A 24,465-nucleotide genomic window follows, 5' to 3' on the forward strand; every position below is an offset into this window, starting at 1 on the left:
AAAAATAGGCAAGACAAGGCTATGGTTGATAAATTTCACTTATTACTGACGATTATGGTGAGTTACGTATTAGGTGGGCTTCTTGGAGGGTTAGGCTTTGTCCATATCGGTAATTCTACATTCTACGTCATATGCTTTATTTTAATTCTTATTGCTTGCTATGATTTTTATAAAATCTGGTATGTTAAACATTGGTTTATTAGGAGACACAAGCGATTTTCAACTACATAATATATAAATCGAAAGCTCTACAAAAATTCTCGTCATCGCGAAATAAATGAATGAAACAGGGCTTCTAGCCCCAATGTATATTTCAACTCGAAATTGCTCCCTACTATATGTTCTTCTTCGTCAATAATCCCAAAAAGGAATGAATCGTGCTGCGGGAGACGAACACTGATCACTCGGAAATTAGGATACAGTTAACGAATTATAGCTAATAAATTGGATAACAGAGATATTTGAATACGAACGTCCTTTTCATCATCGAGAAGCTCATCATCCACATGCATGTTCCGCCCCTGACCCGTTATCGTTAGTTTTTTCGTTTGTATGGGCTTTATCGGGAAATCTATCTCTTTACGATGACCCCGACGCTCTAAGTAACGTTCCAGAAGGGGCCTTTGTTCCACCGAAACGATAATTACATCCATATATCCATCCTGAGGATCGGCCTTATTACTCAAGTTTAAGTTCGGACCTAAACACGAAATGTTCATAACCTCTATCAAAATAAATTCAGCCTCTATAACCCGATCGTCCGTTTCAATTTTGAAAGGTGATCCTTCGTAATCTTCGGTTATCTGGAGCAGCTTCTTGATGGCCATAGAAAATTCGTCTTTGCGACTCTGATCGGGATCCTCCTTCCTGTTTTCCAAAGTCCGCAACAACTTGGAAAATAGTCCGAAACCGAATGACTCTAGAAAGTACACCTTCTTGGATAGTCCTACGATTTGGCCAACATCAATTTTTTCGGGTTTGGCATTTCCCCATGACTGTATATTCGTCTTGCTGTCTCTGGAAATTCCAAGCGAGTTAGCAATATTGTTTGCCGTCCCAAAGGGAAGCAATGCCATCGGGCGGTTATGTTTTAGCTTGTTCTTGAGGAGCGTCATTGCCACCTCTCTTATTGTGCCGTCTCCTCCAGCCACAATAATGAATTCCGTCAGAGGGTCTATTGATTTTAGTGATTTCTTTGTGGCCGAAGAATTATTGCAGTTGTAACCAAATGTCTCAATCATAGAAACAAGTTCCTTCTTAGACTGATTTTCTCCGTCGCCTGCATTTGAATTATAGACTAGATGTACAATTTTACTCGTTTTCCTCATGTTATTTAAACAATACTGCTCGATGAAGGTTTTAATCTAAATAAACAGATAGACTATGAAAATCCTTATTACAAATGACGACGGTATTTATAGCCCAGGTATAGCGGCACTTGCAAAAGCAGCGTTAAAATTTGGGCAAGTACGAATAGTAGCGCCGGATGTGGAGCAATCATCCATGGGCCATGCCATTACGCACTCCAGACCATTGAGCTATAAAAAATCTCCAATTACTTTTGAGGGCATCGACGCTTACAGGGTAAATGGCACCCCAGCAGATTGCGTCGCGCTAGGCCTTCACATGTATCCCGATACGGAGGTTGTATTATCAGGCATCAATATGGGACCCAATTTGGGAAATTCAATGTGGCATTCCGGTACGTTGGCGGCGGCAAAACAAGCTGTTTTACTGGGCATTAAAGGAATTGCATTAAGTACGCCCGTAGGAAAATCCGAACCGAAGTTCGAGAATATTGAACCATATGTGAAACAAAGTCTCGACCTTCTCTTATCAAATACAGATCTTGGCTTATATAACATTAATTTTCCCCCCGCACCAAAAGGAATAAAATGGACCAGGCAGTCCATTAGACTTTACGACGGAAATGTAATTCCCGGTGAAGATCCGATGGGACGCAAACATTTTTGGATCACAGTGACTCCCCTCGCACCTGCAGAGGAAAATACGGACAGATGGGCCGTCGAGAATAGTTTCGTTTCTATAACACCGTTACGGTTAGACCTTACTAATGAAAAGGAATTAACCGCACATCTGTAAGCTTATCAGGAGCAGCTTGTTGATAAACAAACCGCACTTTCTAGAATTGTTAATCTGCTAAAAGAAATCCCAAAAACGCTAACCTTAAAACGCTATTATTTTAAGGCTAGCGGAAGAACCTCTCGCCCTTCAAAGCTAAATGCCCTTACGGGATCCACGCAAAATTCCCTCTAGGTACCGAGGAAGAATATCCTATTTCCTTATACTTTAAAATTTATATCCTACTGTCATTCTGAAATTGCGAGGCGCTCCCGCTTGCCAAGAGTAAACTGAACCCGAGGAGAAATTACTCACACCACCCCCTTCGACTAAATATTTATCGAATAGATTTTGTATGTTCAGATTTGTATACCATCTATCCTTGCGGTAGCTTAACCCTGCATCGAAACGCAAATAATCCTCGATGTTTGTTTCTGGCAAATCTATAGAATAGCTACCGGTTCCGCGGTCTAGATTACTATTCATCCCGGCCATAATCCCTAGTCCTTTTGCAACCCCGCTCTGTATCTCGTAATCCAGCCAAACATTCACAATGTGCTTGTCGGAACCAGCCAATCGCTGGCCTTCAAAGAAATTTAACTGTTCGTCGGTATTAACGCCCTGGTTTACCTTAGAAATAATAGCGTCAGTGTAAGCGTAATTAGCAATTAAATTAATGCCCTTATATAATTCACCTTTAATATCAAACTCGATTCCTTGAACTCTTTTTTGCCCAATTTCTATTACATCCTCGGGTCTTGGACCATAAGAAGTCAACTCATGATTTTTGACAATTCGGTACGCTGACAATGTTGTATTCCATCGCCCATCGGCCCAGTTCCGTTTGGCGCCTAATTCAATATTGTCACCTGTTATAGGCTTTATTTCACTTCCGTCGTGGAGATTTCCCTGCCTTTGGGGAAGAAAAGCTTGATCGTAAAGACCATATACGGACGTATTTTTATCTATCGAATAGGAAAAACCCAACCTAGGCGTTACTTTTTTGCTGTTAATGGGCGCATCTCCCCAAGTACCTACCGACATTGATGTATAGCGAGCTGCCAATGTTATGCGAAGGCTATTATCAAAAAAGCCTAATTCATCTTGTACGTAAATTGATGAATAAGAACTATTCATCAATCCTCCCCCATTAAATGCTCTGGTTTTAAGAGGTAATGATCTATCAAATGTTAGCGTATCGGGACGATTCGTATCGAAGGAATAAATTGGATTTTGGGGATCAAATTCACCACCATTTAGTGTGTCTAGCACCAGGCCTGTATTCCAGTCCGCAAAATATTCCTTTTTACCTAAATCGATACCGGCTAATATTCTATGTTTTACTTTTCCTGTATTAAAATTACCGTTTAAAAAGAGTTGTCCTAGCTGCATCTCGCTTTGCGCATCCCAAATGTCAGTTTTTCGCAACATCTTTCCATCTGGGAAGACGTCCTTCGGCCAACTACTAGCGCCAATCTGGTTGTAATTAAAGTAAGAACCTTGTGCTGTTAGTTTCCAATTACTCGAAAAATCATGTTCTATTGTTAAAAAAGTGTTGTGTTCATCAATGTTTAACGGTTCTAATCCCACGGTGGAAAATGTAAAATCCCTCGGCAAAGACTTAAATCCAAATGGAGAAAATAGATAAGCCGATCCGATGTCTGTCATTTTTGCTTTCTGATAGGTATATTCAAAGATCGCCTTTGTGTTTTCGCCTAATTGATAGGAGATCACCGGCGCGATTGTAAGTCTTTTGGAATCTTCGTTAGGTCTAAAGGATGCACTGGAGCTTCCTGCAACATTTAACCGGTATAATAATTTGCCATTAGAGGAGAGCCTTCCATCTAAGTCCAGAGTCGTTCTATACATATCAAAACTACCTAGAGAGAAGGTTACCTCGCCTTTCTGTTCGCCAGTGGGCTTCTTTGTAACCACATTATATATTCCCGCTGGATCTCCGCTGGACATCATAAAACCTGCGGGGCCTTTTATAAATTCTACACGCTCTACAGTGGCCATATCTTCTGATAAAGGACCCCAATAAGATGCGACAATGTTCATTCCATTTCGAAACGCCTGTATTTGTGATCCTCGCATACTGATATTTACATACAGATCATTCCAGTGTGTTTGTCGGCTAATTCCACTTACATTTTTATACAATCCATCCGCTAAATTAAATGATTGTTGTTTGCTAAGGATTTCGGAATTGATCACCTGAACGTTTTGTGCTAACTCTATCAGCGGCGTTTGAACGCGAAGGCTATTAGACGGGTGCTGTTCCACCATTCCGCGATGCCCACTTACTAATACCTCCTTTAACGTATTTTCGCTCTGTCTCAACGCAAAATCAATGGTTTTTACCTCCCCTTTTTTAAGTGTAACCGCAACAGTTTGAGACGTGAAACTGATATGTTTAGCCTTAATTTCATACGTATTAGCAGGCAGGTTGGTAAACTTGTAATGGCCGGACGAGTCAACTTCCAATTCCTTATTATCGTTTAAGGTAATTACGACGTTTTTTGCGGGAATTCCTTTTTCGGTCAGAATTCTTCCTTTGATTATACCCGTTTGTGAGTAGCTGTAATTCAGCGATATAAAAACAATTATACAGGATAAAATAATACTTTTCATTTTTTACTATAAATTTTAATTGAGTTTGTCAGTAGCATTTTTTGTTGTGAACTATCAATGCAGATTAAACTGACCAAAATGGTTGTTTGATGGGGGTGAAGAATTAAAAATTATGGTACTGTAAGGTGAGCTATTAGGTTGCTATCTTCCATAAAATTTTATGTTATAAAACTTATTAATTTCTAATTATTAAAAATCGTCCATCACAAATGTGTGTCGATTTTATCCTGTAAAGTTTATTTAGACTTATTATAAATAATTGCAAATATAGAACGAAAATATTTTTATGCAAGATTTTTTTCTTTATTTTTCTCTAATAGTTCTTTGTGATTCTGGATATCGACAAAACTATTGTGACATGGTATACAGCTTCATATAACGATCTAATTGTGTGTTACGAAGAATACAAAGGCACCTGTTCGTTGGCGGTGTGAATAGGGTTGCTGCGTCGCATAAAAGAATGAAGCGAAAAGTCGTCGCTAAAGGGGAAAGTCAGGAGACTATTCAATCTAACAAGGAAATCATCAGATTTTGCTACTCAACAAGATGCACAAACTCGTTAGGGTTGGTGATCCTGATCACCAAAAATTCATCGTAAAATGTAAAGCGATCAATCGGATTTGTGTTCAAAAGCAAACGGGATTCCCAATGAAAGAAATCCCGTCTGTTAACCTATAATATTATAAACCGGTTACTCGACGTATCCCGGATTTTGAACCAGCAATGGATTTTTTCTTATCTCATCTCTGGAAAGCGGAAGAAAATAAAGTTGATTTTTCCACACCCTATTTTCTTTGGTATTAAACTCTTGAGGCGTATAAGTATAGTCATATATACTCTCATCATGTTTATATATAGTAGCTAATGATTTCCCAGGCTTAAACTTCCCATCAATTTTAACAATAGTCACCTTCCGACCTATCGTCTTATCTGCAATCAACCATCGACGCGTATCAAAAAAGCGCTGCTCTTCATACGCCATTTCGATGCGACGTTCATGACGGTATATCTCCCGCAAAGCATTTTGATCGGTAACTGTGATAGCCGGCATACCCGCCCTAAACCGAATTTTATTAAGCCATTGTAACGCTACCGCTGTCTCACCTAATTCTATAGACGCCTCTATATAGTTAAAAACAGCTTCGGTGAATCTAAAGTAAGGCCATGGCACAAACTGCCTCGCCTGAGCGTCTATAATATTTGGATCCGTATCTATAAACTTTCCTACATAATACCCTGTCCATGTCCCGTTATGCGCCTCTTTCGGACCTTGTTTGGTATCTAGCCCTGAAAACTTAGTCAAGCGTCCATTAAGCATTAAATCGTAAGCACCAGTTTGTATTTGGTTAGCCGGATCCATTGGGTTACCCCTGGGCTTCCAATCGGCGCCATCATATAAAATGGTTGCATAAAAACGTGGATCTCTATTTTTATATGGAGCCGCTTTATGTACCGGATTAGACCAATCGAATTTTTTACCGTCGCTCATCTCGTAATCATCAACAAGAAGTCCGATTGGTTGATTTCCACCCCAATTGTTATATCCATTGGGGCCATTATCTCGCGCATGTGAGGATGATGCTTCGGTAATAAAGTATCGAGCAAAAATTATATCTTTCACCGCTGCCGCATCGATATCCTCATCTTCACTGCCACCTCCCATTGCAATGCTTTTATAGTTCAACTCACCCTGAGCGGCAGATACCGGCCCGTTAAGATCCAGCTTATACCCTTCTCCCGCATCCAAGACAGCCTTCGCTGCTGCTTGCGCTAAACGATAGCGCTCCTGCTGCGACCCCTCGGTATAGGCTAACAGCGGTAGTCGCGCTTGTAAATCAGATAACCCAGAGACCTTTGCCGTAAGCTTCGAACCATCATGTAAATCGCTAGCAGCATATAGCAACATCCTAGATTTTAGCGCTAAAATTGCCAGAGACGTTACACGCCCCTTGTCAAGAGGTTCGTCGCCTAACAACCGATCAGCTTCCGCACAATCACTTATCACCAGGTTCACGCAGGCTTCATAAGTACCACGCTCAATCTGGTAGATTTCCGATTCTTCCGTGTACTCATAGCTATTCGTTATTATCGGCACCCCCCCGTAGTAACGCAATAGCTGATGGTAGCAGTATGCTCTAATAAAATAAGCTTGCGCCAATAAATTATTCTTCGCCGCCACATCCGTGATTCCATTTCGAGAATCATCTCCAAGCCTTTCAATAGCGATATTACAGAATCTGATGTATTTGTACATTCTTTCCCACCATCGCGAAGTACCTCCCCATCCTTGATTTGCACCGTTAATATTACCTGAATTCAATAGCAAGAACGCGTCCGTATGATTCCACAATGATTCATCCGTGGCGGAGGCTTGCATTTGTTCGGTAAATCCCGAATTACTTGCTTCAAAAGCATTATATATATCGCTCACAAATTTCTCCGCTAGCACAGGATCCTGCCAAACTAACTCATCAGAAAACCGGTCGCGGGGAGTCACATCCAATAGATCATCATTGCACGATGTCGCTGAGACCAAGAATAAGACAAGTATATAAAGATATTTATTTTTTATTATCGTCTTCATTTTAAATAATTTACAATAGTTATACTCTTTCGTTTAAAATCCAACTTTCATCCCAAAATTGATTATTTTGGATTGTGGATAATATTGGCCAGTACTGTTATTGGATTCAGGATCCCATATGTCAATCTTGTCAAAAGTCAGTAAGTTTATCCCGTTTGCATATACACGAACATTACTGAGCTTTATTTTACTCAACCAGGCTTCTGGAAGCGAATACCCTATTTCAACATTCTTCAACCTTAAATAATTGGTGCTACGAATCCAGTAGGTATTATCGCCGACATAGTACCTGTCGGATCGGTCGGTAAGACGAGGGTCGACATCACTAGGGTTATCAATACTCCAACGATTTTGATACGTCCATTCTAGGTAATTTCCGATTAAGCCGGATTCAGTGGGGCCGATTCTTCGCATACCCCCGGTCGCTCCCTGCAACAGCACACTGAAATCAAAGCCTTTGTATTGTCCACCAAGCGTTATTCCCCCCGTAAATGTAGGCGTACCATTTTTATCCAACCTTACGCGGTCATCTGTGGTAATCTTGCCATCTCCGTTGTAGTCTACATATTTCATATCGCCCGGCAGGAGCGTTCCGTCCTTCAATCCTAAGGGACTATAATCTATCGTGTTGGCATCAATGGATGCTTGATCGATAAATACACCGTCATATAGATACACCAACCATGAATCGGTCACTTTACCTATTTGCTGCTGATACGGCAAGGTATTTGGAACATCGCTCGAATACTGTACATTATTCTTTGCGTATCCACCGTTGACACCTACATTATAGGAGAAATCACCTTTTCGGTCGGTATAAGTTAACTTAAACTCATACCCTTTGTTAATAAGATTTCCCAAATTTGCAATCGGCAAATTGTCTGCAATGCCCGAACTGATAGGTATCACACCTGGGTTTTTAGTCAATACGCTTGTCCGTTTGTTGTAAAAGTAATCTAGCTCTAAACTTAGTTTATTGTTAAAAAATGCTGCGTCTAACCCGATGTTACTGTTATTCGCCACCTCCCATGTGAAGTTTGGATTAGGGATATCACTTTCGTATAACGTCTGAAACACTTTATCATTGAAAACTCCTGATCCTGTGTTCATTAGTGATAAGAATTTATATTCTTGCAAAGTGCCTCCATAATATGCTTCGGCACCCATCTGCCCCCAAGAAGCCCTTAGCTTTAAGTTACTGACAAACGAGACATTATCTCTAAAGAAATTTTCCTCGGAGATACGCCATCCCGCAGAAACGCCGGGGAAAAATCCGAAACGCTTGTTGGGAGGAAAAATATAAGACCCGTCTACTCTCCAGTTGAATTCAAAAAGGTATTTTTGCTGATAATCGTAATTAACCCTACCATAATAACTCAAACGCGCCCTGTCAAAGACATTTTCATTGCCTAGGTTCTCACGTTCGCGATCCCCAAAATTAAGCTGATCTAGTTGAGTCGAAGGAAAATCCATTCTAGATGCGTAAAACCCGTTATTTGTCACTTTTTCTCGTGTTACTCCAGCTATGGCGGCAATACTGTGAACGTCTTTTAGTCTAGTTTCGTAAGAAATAAGCGCAGATAAGTTTACAGCGAGCTGATCCTCCGCGGCTTCTCTAAGTTGCGCCTTAGGATCAATCCCTTTAGGTACATATCCTGATAATTTCGGGGTGACTCCATCATCTTCAAAGGACACCTTGTCCCAATCATACAGGGTCCAAGGTGTTTCCCACCGTTTCCCACGCCGCCAGTATTTATCAAGGGAAGCGGTTCCTGACACTTTTAACCCTTCAACTCCCGGTATTTTCACATCGAGAATACCCGTGTTCTGCAGATAATCTCGTACATTTTTGTCATATCCAGTGTCGCCCGTTGTGATAACCACTGGGTTAGCTCCATTCTCAAGATCTGGCCCCGGAAGTCCGTTCGGCCAGGTTGCAATATTAATAGGGAGTCCACGAATCAAGGATCGAAAAATCGTCTCAGCATTTCGTGTAGGAAAGTTTCGTGATTCTTCTCTACCCGTTATTGCTAAGCGGGCAGTAACATAGTCGTTTAATTTAAACTCAAGGTTTGCTCGCAAATCATACTGTTTGTAGAAGGTTGCAGAATTTTTATAATTGGCATCTTGGTTTAAGTATCCCAACGAAATCAAATATCTGGTTTTCTCAGTTCCGCCTGTCAATTGCAAATTATGTCGCTGCTGTGGCGACCAATTCTTTAGCGTAGAGGAGAACCAATCCGTGTTCGGGTAACGAAGAGGGTCTGAACCATCTGCATACTTCTGCCTTTCTTCTGGCGTGTATACAGGTTCAATATTGCCTGAGGCACCATCATAGACTCCTGTGCCTGTATTAAACGCATTCCAGATATCGTTCCATTTACTAGGATCTTGCGGATAGACTCTGGTAACTTCGTTAATAATGGAAGTATACTGTTCTGAATTAGCCATTTTCGGCGTGCGGGTGGGGCGACCTATTCCGACGGTTACATCATAGGATAAAGCCGGCTTACCGACTACTCCCTGCTTTGTCGTAATAAGAATTACACCGTTACCTGCCCGGGACCCATAGATCGCGGCAGATGCATCTTTTAAAACAGATACACTTTCTACATCATTGGGATTAATTCTATCCATTCCACCTGCTCTTTGAGGAACACCATCAATTACAATAAGTGGATCACTATTTCCCCCAGATAGCGAGTTAATCCCGCGTATGCGAATACTGGACCCATCTCCGCCTGGCTCACCACTAGATTGCATCGCCGTCACCCCTGGTAACCGTCCCGCGAACGAATTTGAAAGGTTTATAGATGACGATTTGGCAAGCTCCTCCCCTTTAACTGTGGCTATAGCCCCCGATACGACAGCTTTTTTCTGTGTGCCATAACCGACCACGACGACCTCTTCGATTTCGCTGTCGTTCGACAACGCAACATCAATTGTCTGCTTCCGATTGACATCTTGTGTCACGGTGGTCATTCCGACAGTCGAAAATCTGATCTGCGCATTTACTGGCACCTTTTGGAGTTCATATCGGCCATTTTCATCGGTGGCCGTCGCAAGGCTGGTTCCAACAATAGATACAGTCGTTCCGACGATTGGTTCATTCGTTTGTTGATTACGTACGGTCCCTCTTACAGTAATCGTCTCTTGAGCAGTTTTTGAGATAAGGTGTTCGGCATTTAAACTACGTCCATAGTTTTCCATTGGTGAAAAACTGAGACTGATAAAAGCCGCTCCTCCAACCCATAAAAACCTTCTCAAATCAGTTTTTAGACATGATTTTCGATTCATAATAGTTATTTATAAATTTAGTTTAAGTTATTTGAAGAATAGAGTTACACCCTATACATCATAATTAAATAGCTTGATTATTAGCGTGCGCCAAAAGTAAGTTTTTAATTGTTGGTGAGCAAACTCCGGCTACCAATGCCTATGCAGTGCACAGCGATTTTTCGACAGTTTATTCGATTTTAATCGTTTATCCCCGCCGGATTCTTAAGGTTTGCTCAAGATTCAAACTATCTGTTTAGTTAGGCTAAACAGAGCTCCACGCTTCAGCTAAATCGTTTATATCGTTGCCCACGAATTGTAGAAATTCCCTATGTGTAGAAGAAGATTCGTCATAAATAACATACTATAAAAGTTACAAAAAAAGCGAGGTCCAACATCGAACCTCGCTCTTTTGTAACTTATTTATCTTGATAAAGGTTTTTTTAAGAAAACCCTATTTGCCGAGCTTGAAAACCCCGCATTGCGTGAAGAACCCCGCTGCACAGAGCTCGCTCCTGTGTTCAACTATCGCTATGATTTCCAGCGGCGGATATTAGATACTAATAGCCGTCATTCTGATACATCTTCTCTGGATTCAGCTTCACCTCATCAAACGGAATTGGGTAATACCTATCTTTGGTGGTAATATTCGATATTTTAGCATTACCATAATCGCCCTGACTCTTCTTTTTAAAATAGGCAACCAAACTTTCTGCATTATAATTACGAATTAAATCGAACCAACGCTGATTCTCAAATGCTAACTCCACACGTCGTTCATGCAAAATAGCGTCTTTCAATGTCGGATATTTTGATTTATATTCTGATTGAGCAATCGATTCTTGGTAACTAGGAAGTCCAGCACGTTCCCGAACTTCGTTTAATAACGCGATCGATTCTCCTTCTTTACCTAAATTCATTTTCGCCTCAGCCAAAAGAAGCATAACATCCGCGTACCGGATCAAGATCCAGTCGTTTCCACCCCAACCGTTGGTCCCTGCCGCATCACTAAGATCTCTAAATTTAGTTATATACCAATCGTTAACTTGCGGATCGTTAGCGAACTTTACAGAGAATGTCTTACGAATATCGTCTGCCTCATAATCTTTTACGAGATCAAGTTTAGCAACCTGCCCTGAACCCGTGGATTTAAATTGCGAATTTACAAATTCACCTTTCGCTTGGTAATTTCTGGCAATACTTGAGCTATACGTTTGATCACCTTGTAAATATTGAACTTGAAACACAAGTTCCTTACACGTGTTTTTTTGTTCAACATCAAACACGTCTTCATAAGGTATCTCGGTAAGCTTTCCGAATGCCCGCATCCCGTATGATGCGCTTAGGTGCTCTTCAGCTTTACCAAAGTAAGTTTGCTGATCGGCGCCCGCCAACGTTGATCCCATTGTCAGATAGACCTTACCTAGGATAGCATGCACGGCAGCTTTAGACGCCCTCCCCACAGCATACTCATGCTGTGTATCCGGTAGATCGCTATTCAATGCCTCTGAAAGGTCTTTTACGATCTGATCATAGACAACGGCTTCTTTCTCGCGATAGGCGAGCTCTTCGCCTTGCTCCTGTGTGGTGATCTCGACAACCGCCAAAGGAATATCACCGAATTTCCTAACCATATCGAAATACAATAAGGCACGTACGAATTTTGCTTCCGCTTTATAACGCTCCTTGAGAGCTTCTTCTCCAAAGGTTACCTTATCAATGTTTGACAACAACACGTTACAACGCGAGATGGCGTCATACATTGTCGACCAATGTGTTTTCAGGTAAGTGTTACTCGGCAGTAAAGAAAAGTCGTTAAACTGAAACGGCTCTCCCGCGTTTGACTGGTTATCATCCCGACCTGCATTATCTGAGCGTTCTTCGTTATAAAGTGTACTTCCTTCACCGGTAGTACTTCCCGAACGCAACGCCTGATAAAGACCGTTTACAGCTAGGAGCACATCGTTCTCCGTTTTAAAGTAGTTCTCAATGGTTACTGCATTTGGATCTTCCTGATTCAAAAAATCTTTTGAACAAGAAGTTAACGCAAATATCGCTAGGGGTATTAAATATCTTTTTTTCATGGCTTTCAATTTTAAAAAGTAACTTTTAAACCGAGATTGAATGATCGAACAAGAGGATACAAGCCGTAATCTACTCCCGGAGTTAAGTTGCCTCGTTGGTTATAATCAGGTTCAGGGTTATAACCTTTATATTTCGTAAATGTGAATGGGTTATCAACGCTTGCATATATTCTTACACCCGACAACGTCCATTTATTTACCGTCTCTGCGGGAAGCGTATAACCCACGATGACGTTTGTCATTCGCAAGAATGATCCATCTTGAAGGTAGAAACTTGATAACCGAGTGGAATTACTTTGTGTCCCCCCACGAGATGCTCTATACACGCTTCCGTTACCAGGGTTCTCAGGAGAACGGTAACGCTGGGCTACATCAGCATATTGATTTCCTGACCCTTCCATGTTGTACAAATAATAATCGTATCCGTCAAGCACTTGGTTGCCCTGTGAGCCGTTGAAGGAAGCGCGTATATCGAATCCTTTATACTGCGCATCGAAAGCGAAACCATAGGTAAAATCGGGATGTGGGTTACCGATTACCCTTTTGTCGTCATCATTCACTATTCCGTTCCCGTCAACATCTTCAAAGTATAGATCGCCAGGCTGTAAAGGTGTCGAGGATGCTGCCGAAGGCGCCACCAAATTATAATTGTTTTCATCAGCAATACCCAGCACCTTAAAACCATAGAACATCCCAATTGGGTCACCTTCCTGTGTAATGTGTGTGAGGTACGAACGCTCCGCACCATTAGTAAGAATGGTTGAAGCACCGCCTAGATCAAGCACTTTGTTCCTGTTAACATTAATATTCCCACTAGCACCTAAACGAAAATCTTCCTTACGAATTATTGTTGCATCGACCTGCACATCGAATCCTTTATTCTCAACTTTTGAGTTTGGTAAGTTGGTAAGAATTGTCGTCGCGCCTGTTACCGCAGTAATTGGCTGATTGAACAAAAGGTTGGTAGACTGGCTCAAATAGAAGTTAGTCATAACATTCACCCGGTTACGTAAAATCCCGAAATCCAAGCCAACATTTGTTTGAGAGGTTTTTTCCCAACCAAGGTTCGGATCACGAAGATCGTCCGGCCAATATGCCGTCGAAACTTTATCACCGATAACGACACCTCCTGGCGTATTATAGGTTGTTATAGCGTTATAATCTCCGATGTTGTTATTACCGCTCATCCCCCAACTCGCGCGTAGTTTCAAGGTTGATCCTTGGCCTAGCCAGGCGTTGTAGAACTCCTCGTTAGACAGGGTCCAGCCAGCTGAAACAGAAGGAAATGCACCCCACTTACTATTTGGACCGAAACGTGAAGAAGCATCGCGGCGGTAAGACGCAGATACAAAATATTTACGATCATACGAATAGTTCACCCGACCGAAATACGACATCATCGTTGTGGTACGTTTATACGTATCGCCAGGCAGCAGGGTAAAGTTTGAAGGATCGGCCCCCTTATCTGTGATTTCTCCAATCGCATCGTTTTGAAAACCTCGGGCACGAACACCCATATAATCGAGATCCGTTTGCTGGGCTGAATAACCAAGCAGCCCCATAATATCGTGTTTCTCAGCAAAAGTCTTATTATAATTCAATGTCGCCTCTAAGAGCTTGTCAAGCGAACTTTTTGTCATAGCATCAGCGTATGCAGCAGCCTTAGCATTATCAGAATATGGCTCATAGTTTCCGCTTGAAATACTCGTCGGACGATAGTAATCGTATTTTTCGTCGTATGTGGAAAGCCCTCCATTAAGCTTAAAGTTCAGCCCTTCCATTAATTTAAAGTCGGCAAAAGCATTATATAGACCTCGCTTACCCTTACGATTGTTTTTTACTTTTGTAACATATGCCAGCGGGTTTTCAGGGTTCTGAATACCGTAGTTATTCGCGGACAAACCCGCCATTCGGTATTGTGCATATGTCCCGTCTTCATTGTACGCCGGCAGAGTAGGCAAGTAAATTAAAGCGGCCATCGAAGGGCTAGAATCGTAACGACCCGTTGTGACCTCATCGTTATCGTTATATGTAAATGAAACGTTAGCACCAAATGTTAACCAATCGGTGACTTTGGAATCTATGTTCGAGCGGAAGTTAAACACTTGTTGACCGGTACCGAGCATTATACCTTCTTGATTTTGATAGGATCCACTTACAAAATACCGGTTCTTTTCATTACCTCCTGAAATGGAAAGATTATGTCTTTGGAAGGGAGCATTTCGATATAATTCATCTTGCCAGTCAGTGTCATACTGCGCTTCTTTTGCCTGGCCTGTCGAAAAATCATAATAGTCTTCTGGAATAGTAACGGAACCAGCATTCTTAACATTGGCAACACGAGTTTCATTTGAATGAAACCGCATATCGTCCGTCCAGGTTTCACCCTTATCAATCATAAGATCCTTATAAGTATTATTACGACCGTCAATCAAAAGATCGATAAACTCTTCGGAATTCAATAAGTCGATTTTCTTAGAAAGTTGACCAAACCCGCCAAGCACTTCGTAATCAATATTATTCTTACCTTGTTTACCACGCTTAGTTGTGATGAGTACGACTCCTCCGGCAGCACGCGATCCATAAATAGCGGCTGAGGCAGCATCTTTCAATACATCGATCGATTCAATGTCGTTTGGATTGATATTTAAGTTGTTTCCTGCGGGATAACCGTCGATAACATATAAAGGATCTGAACTAGCATTGATGGACCCCATACCTCGTACACGGATTTTGGTACCATCATAGGGAGCCCCACTCGTTTGGGATACCTGAACACCCGCAACCTTTCCAACTAATGCCTGGGAAAGTTTTGGAGAAGTGATATTCAATTCATCCGCCTTTACGCTCGCAATAGCACCTGTCAGGTCTGATTTACGAATTTTTTGATAACCTATTGAAATTTCAATTTCTTCAATTGCATTGGAAAGACCAACCAAAGTAAATAAGTTTCCCGCCTCTTTTGAAACGGTCTGGACTTGGGTTTCAAAGCCAACAAAAGAAACTTGTAATTGATCGCCTATCTTCGATGAAATTTTGAAGTTGCCATATTCATCCGTCTGCACCGATGAACTGCTCGTTAAATTGGTGATTGATGCTCCTCGAATCGGGTTCCCATCAGCGTCTACGACTCTGCCGGTTGTCTGTTCTTGATTGACCGCAATAATGTGAGTCGAATCCACGGCGCCGTTTGCCTGGCTCGCACTGGGAGCTATTGCTAGGGCACTAAGGAGCCAAAAAAGCTTCGTAAAGTTAGATTGCATATATTTTTCCTTTTTTTGATAGGTAAAAAACTAATGCCGCAATGTTAGCAGTCTAATATTACGTGAGTATTAAGCCTATGTTATGATACGAGGTAAAGGCAATGCTATAAAAATTCGTATCAAAAGAGAAATATCAACCCTTAGAAATATAAGAGTTGTACGGCAATCATCTGTGTTAATCGATCATTGCCGCATGCCCTCAATAAATAGTTTTTGATCCGGCCTAGAGCCGAGTAAAAAAGGAAAAGATGCCATCAAAATGGCGTATCGCTATCCAGCAATTCTAAGATAATCCGATAGGTATAATTAAGATCTTCTTGTTTTACACAGTAGGGAGGTAGAATATATAAAACATTACCAAGCGGTCGTAGTAATATTCCTTTATCCATAAATGTATCGAACAACTTCGCTTGGATCGCATTAAAATAACCCGAGCTTCCTTCTGTGTTCCACTCAAAGGCGATGATAGTCCCCGTCATCCTAACATTTAACGCATTTTTCCTACAGGATAGCTGTCGAGAAAATCCCATGTGACTTGCTTCTATCTTTTTAATATTCTCCAGTGTTCCAGGCTCCAGCAATAAATCCAAACTTGCCAGCGATGCCGCGCATGACACGGGACTAGCAGTAAAGGAGTGTCCGTGGAATAAGGCTTTGGTCTTGTCCTCCGAATAAAAGGCGTTATAAATTTCTTCCGTACAGCTGGTGATACCCATCGGCATCGTTCCTCCAGTCAGACCTTTGGAAAAACACATCACGTCGGGCATTTCCTGTAACTGATCGGCGGCGAACAGAGTACCCGTGCGGCCAAAACCTACAAACACTTCATCCTGAATCATTAAAATTCCTAGCGACCTACAATGTTGCATAAGTTCCGTGAGGTCCTTCGCATGGTGCATAAGCATCCCCCCCGCCCCCTGAACCAATGGTTCATAAATAAAACAAGCCAATTCATCTGCGTTTTCGGTAAGAAACCGTTTTGTCGCTAATAGATTTTGTTGATTTGGCGCCTCTATAAAAAGCACATCGAAAAGCATATCCGAAAACGGGGCAGTCCAATGTCCGCGTTCGCTTACTGACATCGCACCGAAAGTGTCACCATGGTAGCCCCCCTTAAAAGCCACAATCTTGGTCTTTGGGCTACCGATATTCTCCCAAAATTGGATACACATCTTAAGCGCAACCTCTACTGCGGTAGATCCGTTATCTGTGTAAAAGATTTTCCGTTGGTTGTTCGGTAGTAATTCCAAGAGCCGCTCCGACAAGGTAATGGCCGGTTCATGGGTAAAGCCTGCAAATATTACTTGCTCCAATTTACAGAGCTGCTGATAAACTTTTTCCGCTATATAGGGATGCGCATGTCCATGTAAAGTCACCCACCAAGAACTTACCATATCTAAATATCGCTTCCCATTGGCATCATATAAATACGCCTGTTCACCTTTCACAATAGGCAAATGAGTCGTTGTCTTCATTTGGGAGTAAGGATGCCAGTTGACGGCCACATCACGCTCTATCCATTGTTGCTGCACAAACCCTCCTTTTCTAATACCATCGGTTTCAAACCTAATTCGTACAGCATGTTCATGTCTTCATCCACGCCAGGATTTGGGGTAACCAGTAACGTTTGCCGCTCACCAGTGAATATCGAGTTCGCCCCGGCCATGAAACACCAAGCCTGTTCTGTGTTGTCCATCTCAATCCGTCCCGCGCTGAGACGCACCATAGAGGCAGGCATCACAATTCGTGCTGTAGCTATCGTTCTTACCATATCCCAGACATCGACTTTAGGCATCTCCGCTAGAGGTGTCCCAGCCACCCGTGCGAGGGCGTTGATAGGAACAGATTCCGGGTGTACCTCCATATTGGCGAGCGTCCTAAGCATCGAAATACGATCCTCAACACGTTCGCCCAGTCCGATAATCCCGCCCGAACAAACTGTTATCCCTGCCTTTCGTACGTTATTGATTGTCTCTAACCGGTTATCGAATTTCCGCGTGGAGATAATCTCATCGTAAAACTCTTCCGAGGTGTCTAGATTATGGTTGTATGCATACAAACCGGCTTGTTGCAAACGAGCCGCCTGATCGGAGCTAAGCATTCCCAGGGTACAGCAAACCTGCAACCCCATGGCATTCACCTCTTCGACCATCTCAATCACGCGGTCAAAATCCCGATTGTCCCTGACCTCGCGCCAGGCAGCGGCCATACAGAATCTGGTGGATCCGCTCTCCTTAGCCTTCTTTGCATGGGCTAAGACTGTCTGGATAGGCAGCAGCGCTTGAACTTTAATATCTGTGTGATAGCGAGCCGCTTGTCCGCAGTAGGAACAGTCTTCAGGACATCCTCCAGTTTTCACTGAAAGCAAGGTCGAGATCTGCACCTCTTGAGGGTTATGCCAACAGCGGTGCACCGTAGCCGCTTGATATACAAGCTCTAGTAAAGGGCGATTATAGATATCTAAAAGCTCCTGTTTAGACCAGTCGTGTCGTAGTAATTGTTTTTCCATTTCTGTTAGTGTTCAATTTTTAATTCCTGCAGGGCGTGCTGCAAACCGAATGCGTCCACAGACGTTAAGTGGGGTATTGTAATAATTTCAGCTTCGGCCGGTTTGCGTGCCGTTAAGATCCGTCTGGTGGATTTATTAAAATTGCCGTTGAGTACGATATACGCCACGGGGATACCTCGGTTTGCTAGACTCTCGAAGGATAGGAGGCTATGATTAATACTCCCCAAATAGTCCGAACAGACTATAATCGTTTCCAAGGATAGATGCTCAATCAGGTCGATGATTAATTCATCCTCATTTATGGGCACGTGAAGACCTCCCGCCCCTTCGACGATTAGATTGCCCGCGGGATTGGGCAGCTGAAAATCGGCTACTTTCATCGCTATCCCATCGAGGCTGGCAGCGTAGTGAGGAGATGCTGGGGTGATCAGTTTGTATCGCTCCGGAAAAATTCTTACTTGATCTCCCAATAATTGGCGAACCGTCATGCTATCGGTATTATCCAAATCTCCCGATTGTATGGGTTTCCAGTAACACGCGTCCCAAAGCTTGGTCAGCACGGCAGCAACAATAGTTTTCCCTACTGATGTACCAATCCCTGTTAAAAAATATTTCTTATCCATTGATGTTTTGTTTCAAAATAGTGCCCAATAGCTCAATTTCTTTTCGATTGTTAAACGCGTGTAAAGATATCCGGACGCATTCCTGCCCTATGGAAACTGTAGGAGATTTTATTGCGTAGCTCCTTATTCCATTTTCTTGTAAGCTTAAAACGGCACGATCAAGAGCCGTAATATCAGGAAGCCGAATCGGCTTAATCGGACTCTTTAATGGTGCCGCGCAGGGCAATTCCAAAGCGTTAAACCAAGCAATCGACGAATCCAGCTTCTTTCTTTGAGCCGCACCGTGTCGGTCAAGAAATTCATATGATTTACGGATTGCTAATGCGTGAAAATCAGATAACGCCGTACTATATATAACTGGAGAAGCATAATTAGCCAGATAATTAACCAGCGTACCAGATCCTAAAATTGCTGCCCCTGACAGTCCCATTGCTTTACCATATGTCACAACACTCGCAAATACTGCTTTTTGCAGATTTAACTTTTCCAGTAGCCCTAGGCCAAACGTTCCGATAGCGTGAGCTTCATCGACAATAAGCGCAGCGTTATACTCTTGAGCAAGCCTGGTTAACTCCGATAACGGTGCAAAATCACCATCCATCGAATACAAACTTTCCACCGCTATCCAAACGCGTCCGGAACTTCGCTCAATGAGGTCTCGTAAATGTTGAACATCATTGTGACGAAATTTCCAGCGCTTAGCTGGCGACATTAAGCATCCGTCATGTACCGATCGATGCACACGTTCATCAAGTATAATCGTATCTCCTCTAACGGGTAATGCAGAGAACAACGATAAATTCGCTACATAGCCCGATGGTAACAATAAAGCTTTAGCGACCCGATGACGCTGCGCTATAAAATTCTCGACCTCGGTAACGATCCTACTGTCACCAGAAATGAGTCTGGCTCCCCCGGCACCCCTTAATACTTCAGGCTGTTGATAAACTAGATTTGACAACCAGTTTTGAAATAATGTATTCCCCGCAAAACCCAAGTAATCATTGGAACAAAAATCGATTCCAGCTGGGGTTGGAGAAAAGCTCCTTAAGCGACCTTTTTCATGCCGACCCTGAAGCGCTGCTTGCAAATAATCGGTTACCCCTTGCTTAAGCATGAATATATTTTGCGAGATCTTTTACCCACTGCGCATATAACCTCTCTTCGAGCGCTAAAATCTTCTTGCTATGCTGCTCCCAGTTCAGATCAAAGCGCTTTAACGCAGAAATCATCTCTTCAAGATGTCCTTCTTCTTCTAAGATGATGGACTTTACGGTAACCTTCGAATCGTGTTTGTCGAGCTCCTGCTGATAATCAGGATATAGGGCATCGGCGCGCATCTCGATAGCATAGGTAACGAACAAATATGCGGCATATCTGAGCCTAGAGCCAGAAAGTCCAAAATGAGTTTTAAGATAGCGACAGGTATACACATCTAGGCGGTTCAAATACTGCATAGAAGATGCGCCACCTAATAAAGAATTCGGCGCATAAAATTCAAAACCAGTAACACCGAGCTTCCCAATTTGCTTTTTTAAATAATAGGCGTGCCTGTGCTCCTCTGCTGCATGCTTTAGTTGCATGATATCCGTATTCACCGAATCTTCACTTTCAGAAATTTTACGTGCTCCAGCATTTTCCATAAACGAAAGTGTGTTTAGCCATTTAGCATGCAGCTGGTTATCTTGAACTATATTATTTAAAAGAGTCTTCATTTCATTTTATTTTTCACAAAAGTATTATCTTGCCGGATGGTACAAGGGTACCAGTTTAAAGAATATGACTAGTCCGGATAACATTCCTTATAAGAGCCTGCTGCAGATTGACCGTGCACTATCTTCTCCGATCTTTCTACAGATTGCTAATCAATTTATTGCTGCGATCACCACGGGCAGAATACGTCCCAACACTAAACTTCCTGGGAGTCGCACTTTAGCCAAACTACTTGAGGTGCATCGAAACACAGTTACCGCAGCTTACGATGAGTTATATGGTCAAGGCTGGATTGATATTCAACCAAACAGAGGTGCGTTTGTCTCAGCGACCTTACCCGAGCCGAACGAAAATGAATTATCTACAACCCGTTACGCAGCACTAACGGGATTTAAATTCAAAGCCTCGATTCTACTAGACAACCCTTTCGAGCGAACCGAATGCACGTACTCTTTGAATGACGGTAGTCCGGATATCCGTCTCACGCAAATCGAGGATTTTTCAAAAATCTATAGCGCAAACATGAAGCGCAAGAGCAATCGCTCGAAAATTGGGTACTACAATTACGAAGGAAGTGAATATTTCAAAGAACAAATGGCGACATACCTACAACGCTCACGAAGTCTACAAATTACCACTAACAATTTGCTCATCACGCGCAGCATAGAGATGAGCCTGTATATCATTTCCGAAATTTTACTTCAACCAGAAGATTCCGTTGTCGTTGGTACACTTTCGTATTTCTCGGCGAACATGATCTTTCAAAAGTCTGGCAGCAGAGTATACACTGTCCCTGTAGACGATCAGGGGCTCGATATCGATGCGCTAGAGCAACTTTGTAAAATAAAGACTATTCGGATGGTATACGTCAGTGCTCATCATCACTACCCAACAACAGTAAGCTTAAGCGTGACACGGCGCATGAAGCTCCTCCAGTTAGCAAAAATCTATAATATGGTCATTATTGAAGAAGATCACGACTATGATTTTCACTACGATAACAAGCCGCTTTTGCCTTTAGCCAGTAATGATCAACATGGTATGGTTATTTATGTGGGATCGTTCGGAAAATCTCTCGCACCTGGATTCCGAACAGGATTTGTGGTGGCACCTGAGAATCTCATGGTTGAAATGCGTAAACACTTAGGGATCATCGATAGGCAAGGTGACATCCTTATGGAGCAGGCGCTGGGCGAAATGATTGAAGAAGGTGCTATTCATAGACACCTTAAGAAATCGCTAAAAGTATATAAAGAACGGAGGGATCACATGGCTTTTCTATTAAGTAGCGAGCTGGGAAATTGGGTAGATTTTGAGATTCCAACGGGAGGATTAGCTTACTTTATACTATGGAGGAAGCCAATAAATCTGCTAAAACTCAGCCTTCAAGCCCGGAAGAATGACCTATTTATTCCCAGGACGCTTCTCTATCAAAACAGAAGCCTGAGCGCAATGCGGGTTGGCTTTGGAAGCTTGGAAAGAGAGGAAATGGAAGTGGTTATCCGTATTCTAAGAGAATCCGTTGAACAGATCAAAAGCTAATATCGAAGCATATTTAAACAACGTTAATCTTCTAACTGACAACCCTTAACTCACCACCGGCCCATACCTGGGAGCATGCACAGACATCAAAGAAACATTACGCGCCTATTTGTCCCTGGTCAGGCTTCAATACAAAATTCCGTTTTCTCGCATAAAAGTAGGCTAGGTTAAAAATAATGATCGCGATGAAAATCATCGCAAAGCCGACGATCTGCAAAGAATTAATAGATTCATCGTAATAAAAAACGGCTAATAGAAAACTAATGATAGGATTGAGATACAGTAAAGAAGCAACCACAGAAGAATCCAACCCTTTTAAAGCATAAATATTAAGAAATAGGGGTACGATTGTATAAATTACGGCAATAGTCGCTACAAACCCGTAGAACGACGTTGTTCTGGGAGCCGTCGGATCAATCACCGTCAAGATTGGCAACAGTAAGATGGTGCTTACAATAATATGAATCGTCAGGGTAAAAAATTTATCGACCTTGAATCTATTCTTCTGGAGCACCAAATAAATAGCATATGATAGCGCAATAGTCAAACTGTAGACTAAATCCATTAAATGTCCGTAAGCCAGAATAAGGCAACTGATCCCACTTATAATTACAGCGATCCACTGTCCTCTACTCAACCTTTCACGTAAGAAAACACTGGCTATCACCGTCGTTAATATGGGACAAATCAAGTAGGCTAAAGACGTAGCATTCACACTAACAGTGTTCATCACTAAAATGAACAAATACCAGTTCAACCCAAGCATCAAAGCACTTGCAAACAAGTTCAGCATCAATTTCCTTCGTTCGGTTTTCGATATCGTCTTTAAGTACGCTAAACTCGCCAGGGTCTGCTTTTTTCTAAAAATAAAACAGGCGAGAACAATAGCGACCGAGGCAAAGATGACTCTATGAATTAAAATATCCAGCGCCTGATAATCACTTAATGGCTTCAAAACGAGCGCAAAAGTTCCCCAAATAGAAAATCCCAGTATGGCAGATAGATAGTGTTTCATATAATCTAACAAATTACAAATTTACGCTACTATTTTGCTGTAGCCGTTATGATATTTGTTAATTCCTCTTTCTCGTAGCTCTAGGCAAATATCGTCCTTACTATTATAGTTTATTTAATGTTAGCCATTAGTGAGTTTATAAACTCCAATTTCTACATAAGACTTATATAAACAAATGACAGCGGACGGAATTGCGGGATAGGTCAAGCCTTGCCAAAGGATAATGTGCCTCCGGCTGTATAAACCTTTCAACGAAAATCGGAGATATCAACGGATAAAAGTAGCAAAAAGAAACCCGACAATAGTGATAATATTTTGAAATAGTTGCCAATTACAGGCAAACGAAAAGGAGTCGTACAAAAGCAAGAGATAAATCTGTTGTATTTTTTATACGTAACAGCGCTGGATTGGGTCGAATATAAGAGTATCGTATCTCATAAGATACAATTATTAATAAAAAACGTATCGTAATCGATACGTTTTTAAACTATTTTCGTATCTTTGACGATACAATGGAAGTATTAGCAAGTAAATATAGGGAGCTCCTGCAACAGACAAAAGTTAATTTCGTACGTGGGCTAGCCGAGAAAATAAACTGGGATGCACGTGCGATATGCATCGAAGGAGCAAGAGGTACCGGAAAATCCACACTGATGTTGCAATATATAAAATCGAACTTACCGCTTGATCAAACGCTATACTTATCCTTGGATGATCTATATTTTAAGCAACATAGCCTCTTGTCTGTTGCCGAAACTTTTTATCAAGAGGGGGGTAGATTCTTATTTCTGGATGAGGTTCATAAATACGATGATTGGCAAACGGAAGTAAAAAATCTTTATGATTTTAAGCCACAATTGAAAATCGTAATTTCCGGCTCGTCTATATTGGCGCTACAGCAATCGAATGCAGATTTAAGTCGAAGACTATTGCATTACCATCTTCCCGAGCTGTCTCTTCGTGAATATATAGCACTCAAGACAACAGTGTCCCTTCCTATATACAGCCTGAGTGAACTTTTAGAACACCACCGTACCATCGTGGATGATATTAAAAATCTCCTACCCTCTCCGCTTAAGTTTTTTCGCGAATATCTCACATATGGAGCATATCCATTCTCCATGGAGGGAGAAGCCGAAT

At 42.0% G+C, this 24,465-nt stretch carries 15 protein-coding genes and 1 pseudogene; 4 read left to right on the plus strand and 12 right to left on the minus strand.

The features are described from left to right. Nucleotides 1–231: pseudogene (locus HP439_RS19395) on the plus strand (YoaK family protein); the annotation flags it as partial. Nucleotides 232–422: 191 nt separating this feature from the next. Here HP439_RS19395 and HP439_RS07950 read toward each other — a convergent pair. Continuing rightward, a complete protein-coding gene (locus tag HP439_RS07950; protein WP_172389807.1) occupies nt 423–1,328 on the minus strand; it encodes a diacylglycerol/lipid kinase family protein in 906 nt (301 codons plus the stop codon). A gap of 55 nt (nt 1,329–1,383) precedes the next feature. Between HP439_RS07950 and surE the strand changes: the two genes are divergently transcribed. After that, a complete protein-coding gene (gene surE, locus HP439_RS07955; protein ID WP_172389808.1) occupies nt 1,384–2,103 on the plus strand; it encodes a 5'/3'-nucleotidase SurE in 720 nt (239 codons plus the stop codon). Between the two features lie 207 nt (nt 2,104–2,310). Here surE and HP439_RS07960 read toward each other — a convergent pair whose 3' ends face one another. From HP439_RS07960 to HP439_RS08005, 10 genes are all read right to left on the minus strand, one after another. After that, complete coding sequence (locus HP439_RS07960; RefSeq protein WP_172389809.1) at nt 2,311–4,716, minus strand: TonB-dependent siderophore receptor; 2,406 nt, start codon at nt 4,714–4,716, stop codon at nt 2,311–2,313. A gap of 691 nt (nt 4,717–5,407) precedes the next feature. Beyond that, on the minus strand, nt 5,408–7,300 hold the full coding sequence (locus tag HP439_RS07965; RefSeq protein ID WP_172389810.1) for a RagB/SusD family nutrient uptake outer membrane protein: 1,893 nt from the start codon (nt 7,298–7,300) through the stop codon (nt 5,408–5,410). A 33-nt stretch (nt 7,301–7,333) separates the two neighbouring features. Beyond that, nucleotides 7,334–10,597, minus strand: coding sequence for a SusC/RagA family TonB-linked outer membrane protein (locus HP439_RS07970; protein ID WP_172389811.1), 3,264 nt, complete (start codon nt 10,595–10,597; stop codon nt 7,334–7,336). A 539-nt stretch (nt 10,598–11,136) separates the two neighbouring features. Beyond that, a complete protein-coding gene (locus HP439_RS07975; protein WP_172389812.1) occupies nt 11,137–12,660 on the minus strand; it encodes a RagB/SusD family nutrient uptake outer membrane protein in 1,524 nt (507 codons plus the stop codon). Between the two features lie 11 nt (nt 12,661–12,671). Then, entirely contained in the window at nt 12,672–15,923 is a 3,252-nt protein-coding gene (locus HP439_RS07980) for a SusC/RagA family TonB-linked outer membrane protein (protein WP_172389813.1), read from the minus strand. Between the two features lie 254 nt (nt 15,924–16,177). Continuing rightward, complete coding sequence (gene bioA, locus HP439_RS07985; RefSeq protein ID WP_172389814.1) at nt 16,178–17,455, minus strand: adenosylmethionine--8-amino-7-oxononanoate transaminase; 1,278 nt, start codon at nt 17,453–17,455, stop codon at nt 16,178–16,180. Further along, complete coding sequence (gene bioB, locus HP439_RS07990) at nt 17,437–18,432, minus strand: biotin synthase BioB (protein ID WP_172389815.1); 996 nt, start codon at nt 18,430–18,432, stop codon at nt 17,437–17,439. The genes bioA and bioB overlap by 19 nt, the downstream gene beginning before the upstream one ends. A gap of 5 nt (nt 18,433–18,437) precedes the next feature. Beyond that, complete coding sequence (gene bioD, locus HP439_RS07995) at nt 18,438–19,055, minus strand: dethiobiotin synthase (protein WP_172389816.1); 618 nt, start codon at nt 19,053–19,055, stop codon at nt 18,438–18,440. Beyond that, nucleotides 19,048–20,172 carry an aminotransferase class I/II-fold pyridoxal phosphate-dependent enzyme gene (locus HP439_RS08000; protein WP_172389817.1) on the minus strand — a complete coding sequence of 375 codons (1,125 nt, stop codon included), beginning with the start codon at nt 20,170–20,172 and terminating at the stop codon, nt 19,048–19,050. Before HP439_RS08000 ends, bioD begins: the two co-directional genes overlap by 8 nt. Next, nucleotides 20,165–20,770, minus strand: a complete 606-nt coding sequence (locus HP439_RS08005) for a hypothetical protein (protein ID WP_172389818.1) — start codon at nt 20,768–20,770, stop codon at nt 20,165–20,167. Before HP439_RS08005 ends, HP439_RS08000 begins: the two co-directional genes overlap by 8 nt. Before the next feature lie 64 nt (nt 20,771–20,834). Between HP439_RS08005 and HP439_RS08010 the strand changes: the two genes are divergently transcribed. Further along, on the plus strand, nt 20,835–22,310 hold the full coding sequence (locus tag HP439_RS08010; protein WP_172389819.1) for an aminotransferase-like domain-containing protein: 1,476 nt from the start codon (nt 20,835–20,837) through the stop codon (nt 22,308–22,310). Between the two features lie 97 nt (nt 22,311–22,407). Here the strand turns inward: HP439_RS08010 and HP439_RS08015 are convergent, their stop codons facing one another. Further along, nucleotides 22,408–23,325, minus strand: a complete 918-nt coding sequence (locus HP439_RS08015; RefSeq protein ID WP_172389820.1) for an EamA family transporter — start codon at nt 23,323–23,325, stop codon at nt 22,408–22,410. 512 nt (nt 23,326–23,837) lie between these two features. Here HP439_RS08015 and HP439_RS08020 point away from each other — a divergent pair. After that, nucleotides 23,838–24,465, plus strand: a 628-nt coding sequence (locus HP439_RS08020) for an ATP-binding protein (RefSeq protein ID WP_172389821.1), incomplete at its 3' end; no start/stop codon positions are given.

Source organism: Sphingobacterium shayense, assembly GCF_013179575.1.
In the GTDB taxonomy this organism is placed as follows: domain Bacteria; phylum Bacteroidota; class Bacteroidia; order Sphingobacteriales; family Sphingobacteriaceae; genus Sphingobacterium; species Sphingobacterium shayense.

Bases quoted from the DNA above. Each gene is read 5' to 3' on its own strand.
- HP439_RS07950 (WP_172389807.1), bottom strand. From the start codon at position 1,328: ATGAGGAAAACGAGTAAAATTGTACATCTAGTCTATAATTCAAATGCA.
- surE (WP_172389808.1), top strand. From the start codon at position 1,384: ATGAAAATCCTTATTACAAATGACGACGGTATTTATAGCCCAGGTATA.
- HP439_RS07960 (WP_172389809.1), bottom strand. From the start codon at position 4,716: ATGAAAAGTATTATTTTATCCTGTATAATTGTTTTTATATCGCTGAAT.
- HP439_RS07965 (WP_172389810.1), bottom strand. From the start codon at position 7,300: ATGAAGACGATAATAAAAAATAAATATCTTTATATACTTGTCTTATTC.
- HP439_RS07970 (WP_172389811.1), bottom strand. From the start codon at position 10,597: ATGAATCGAAAATCATGTCTAAAAACTGATTTGAGAAGGTTTTTATGG.
- HP439_RS07975 (WP_172389812.1), bottom strand. From the start codon at position 12,660: ATGAAAAAAAGATATTTAATACCCCTAGCGATATTTGCGTTAACTTCT.
- HP439_RS07980 (WP_172389813.1), bottom strand. From the start codon at position 15,923: ATGCAATCTAACTTTACGAAGCTTTTTTGGCTCCTTAGTGCCCTAGCA.
- bioB (WP_172389815.1), bottom strand. From the start codon at position 18,432: ATGGAAAAACAATTACTACGACACGACTGGTCTAAACAGGAGCTTTTA.
- bioD (WP_172389816.1), bottom strand. From the start codon at position 19,055: ATGGATAAGAAATATTTTTTAACAGGGATTGGTACATCAGTAGGGAAA.
- HP439_RS08000 (WP_172389817.1), bottom strand. From the start codon at position 20,172: ATGCTTAAGCAAGGGGTAACCGATTATTTGCAAGCAGCGCTTCAGGGT.
- HP439_RS08005 (WP_172389818.1), bottom strand. From the start codon at position 20,770: ATGAAGACTCTTTTAAATAATATAGTTCAAGATAACCAGCTGCATGCT.
- HP439_RS08010 (WP_172389819.1), top strand. From the start codon at position 20,835: ATGACTAGTCCGGATAACATTCCTTATAAGAGCCTGCTGCAGATTGAC.
- HP439_RS08015 (WP_172389820.1), bottom strand. From the start codon at position 23,325: ATGAAACACTATCTATCTGCCATACTGGGATTTTCTATTTGGGGAACT.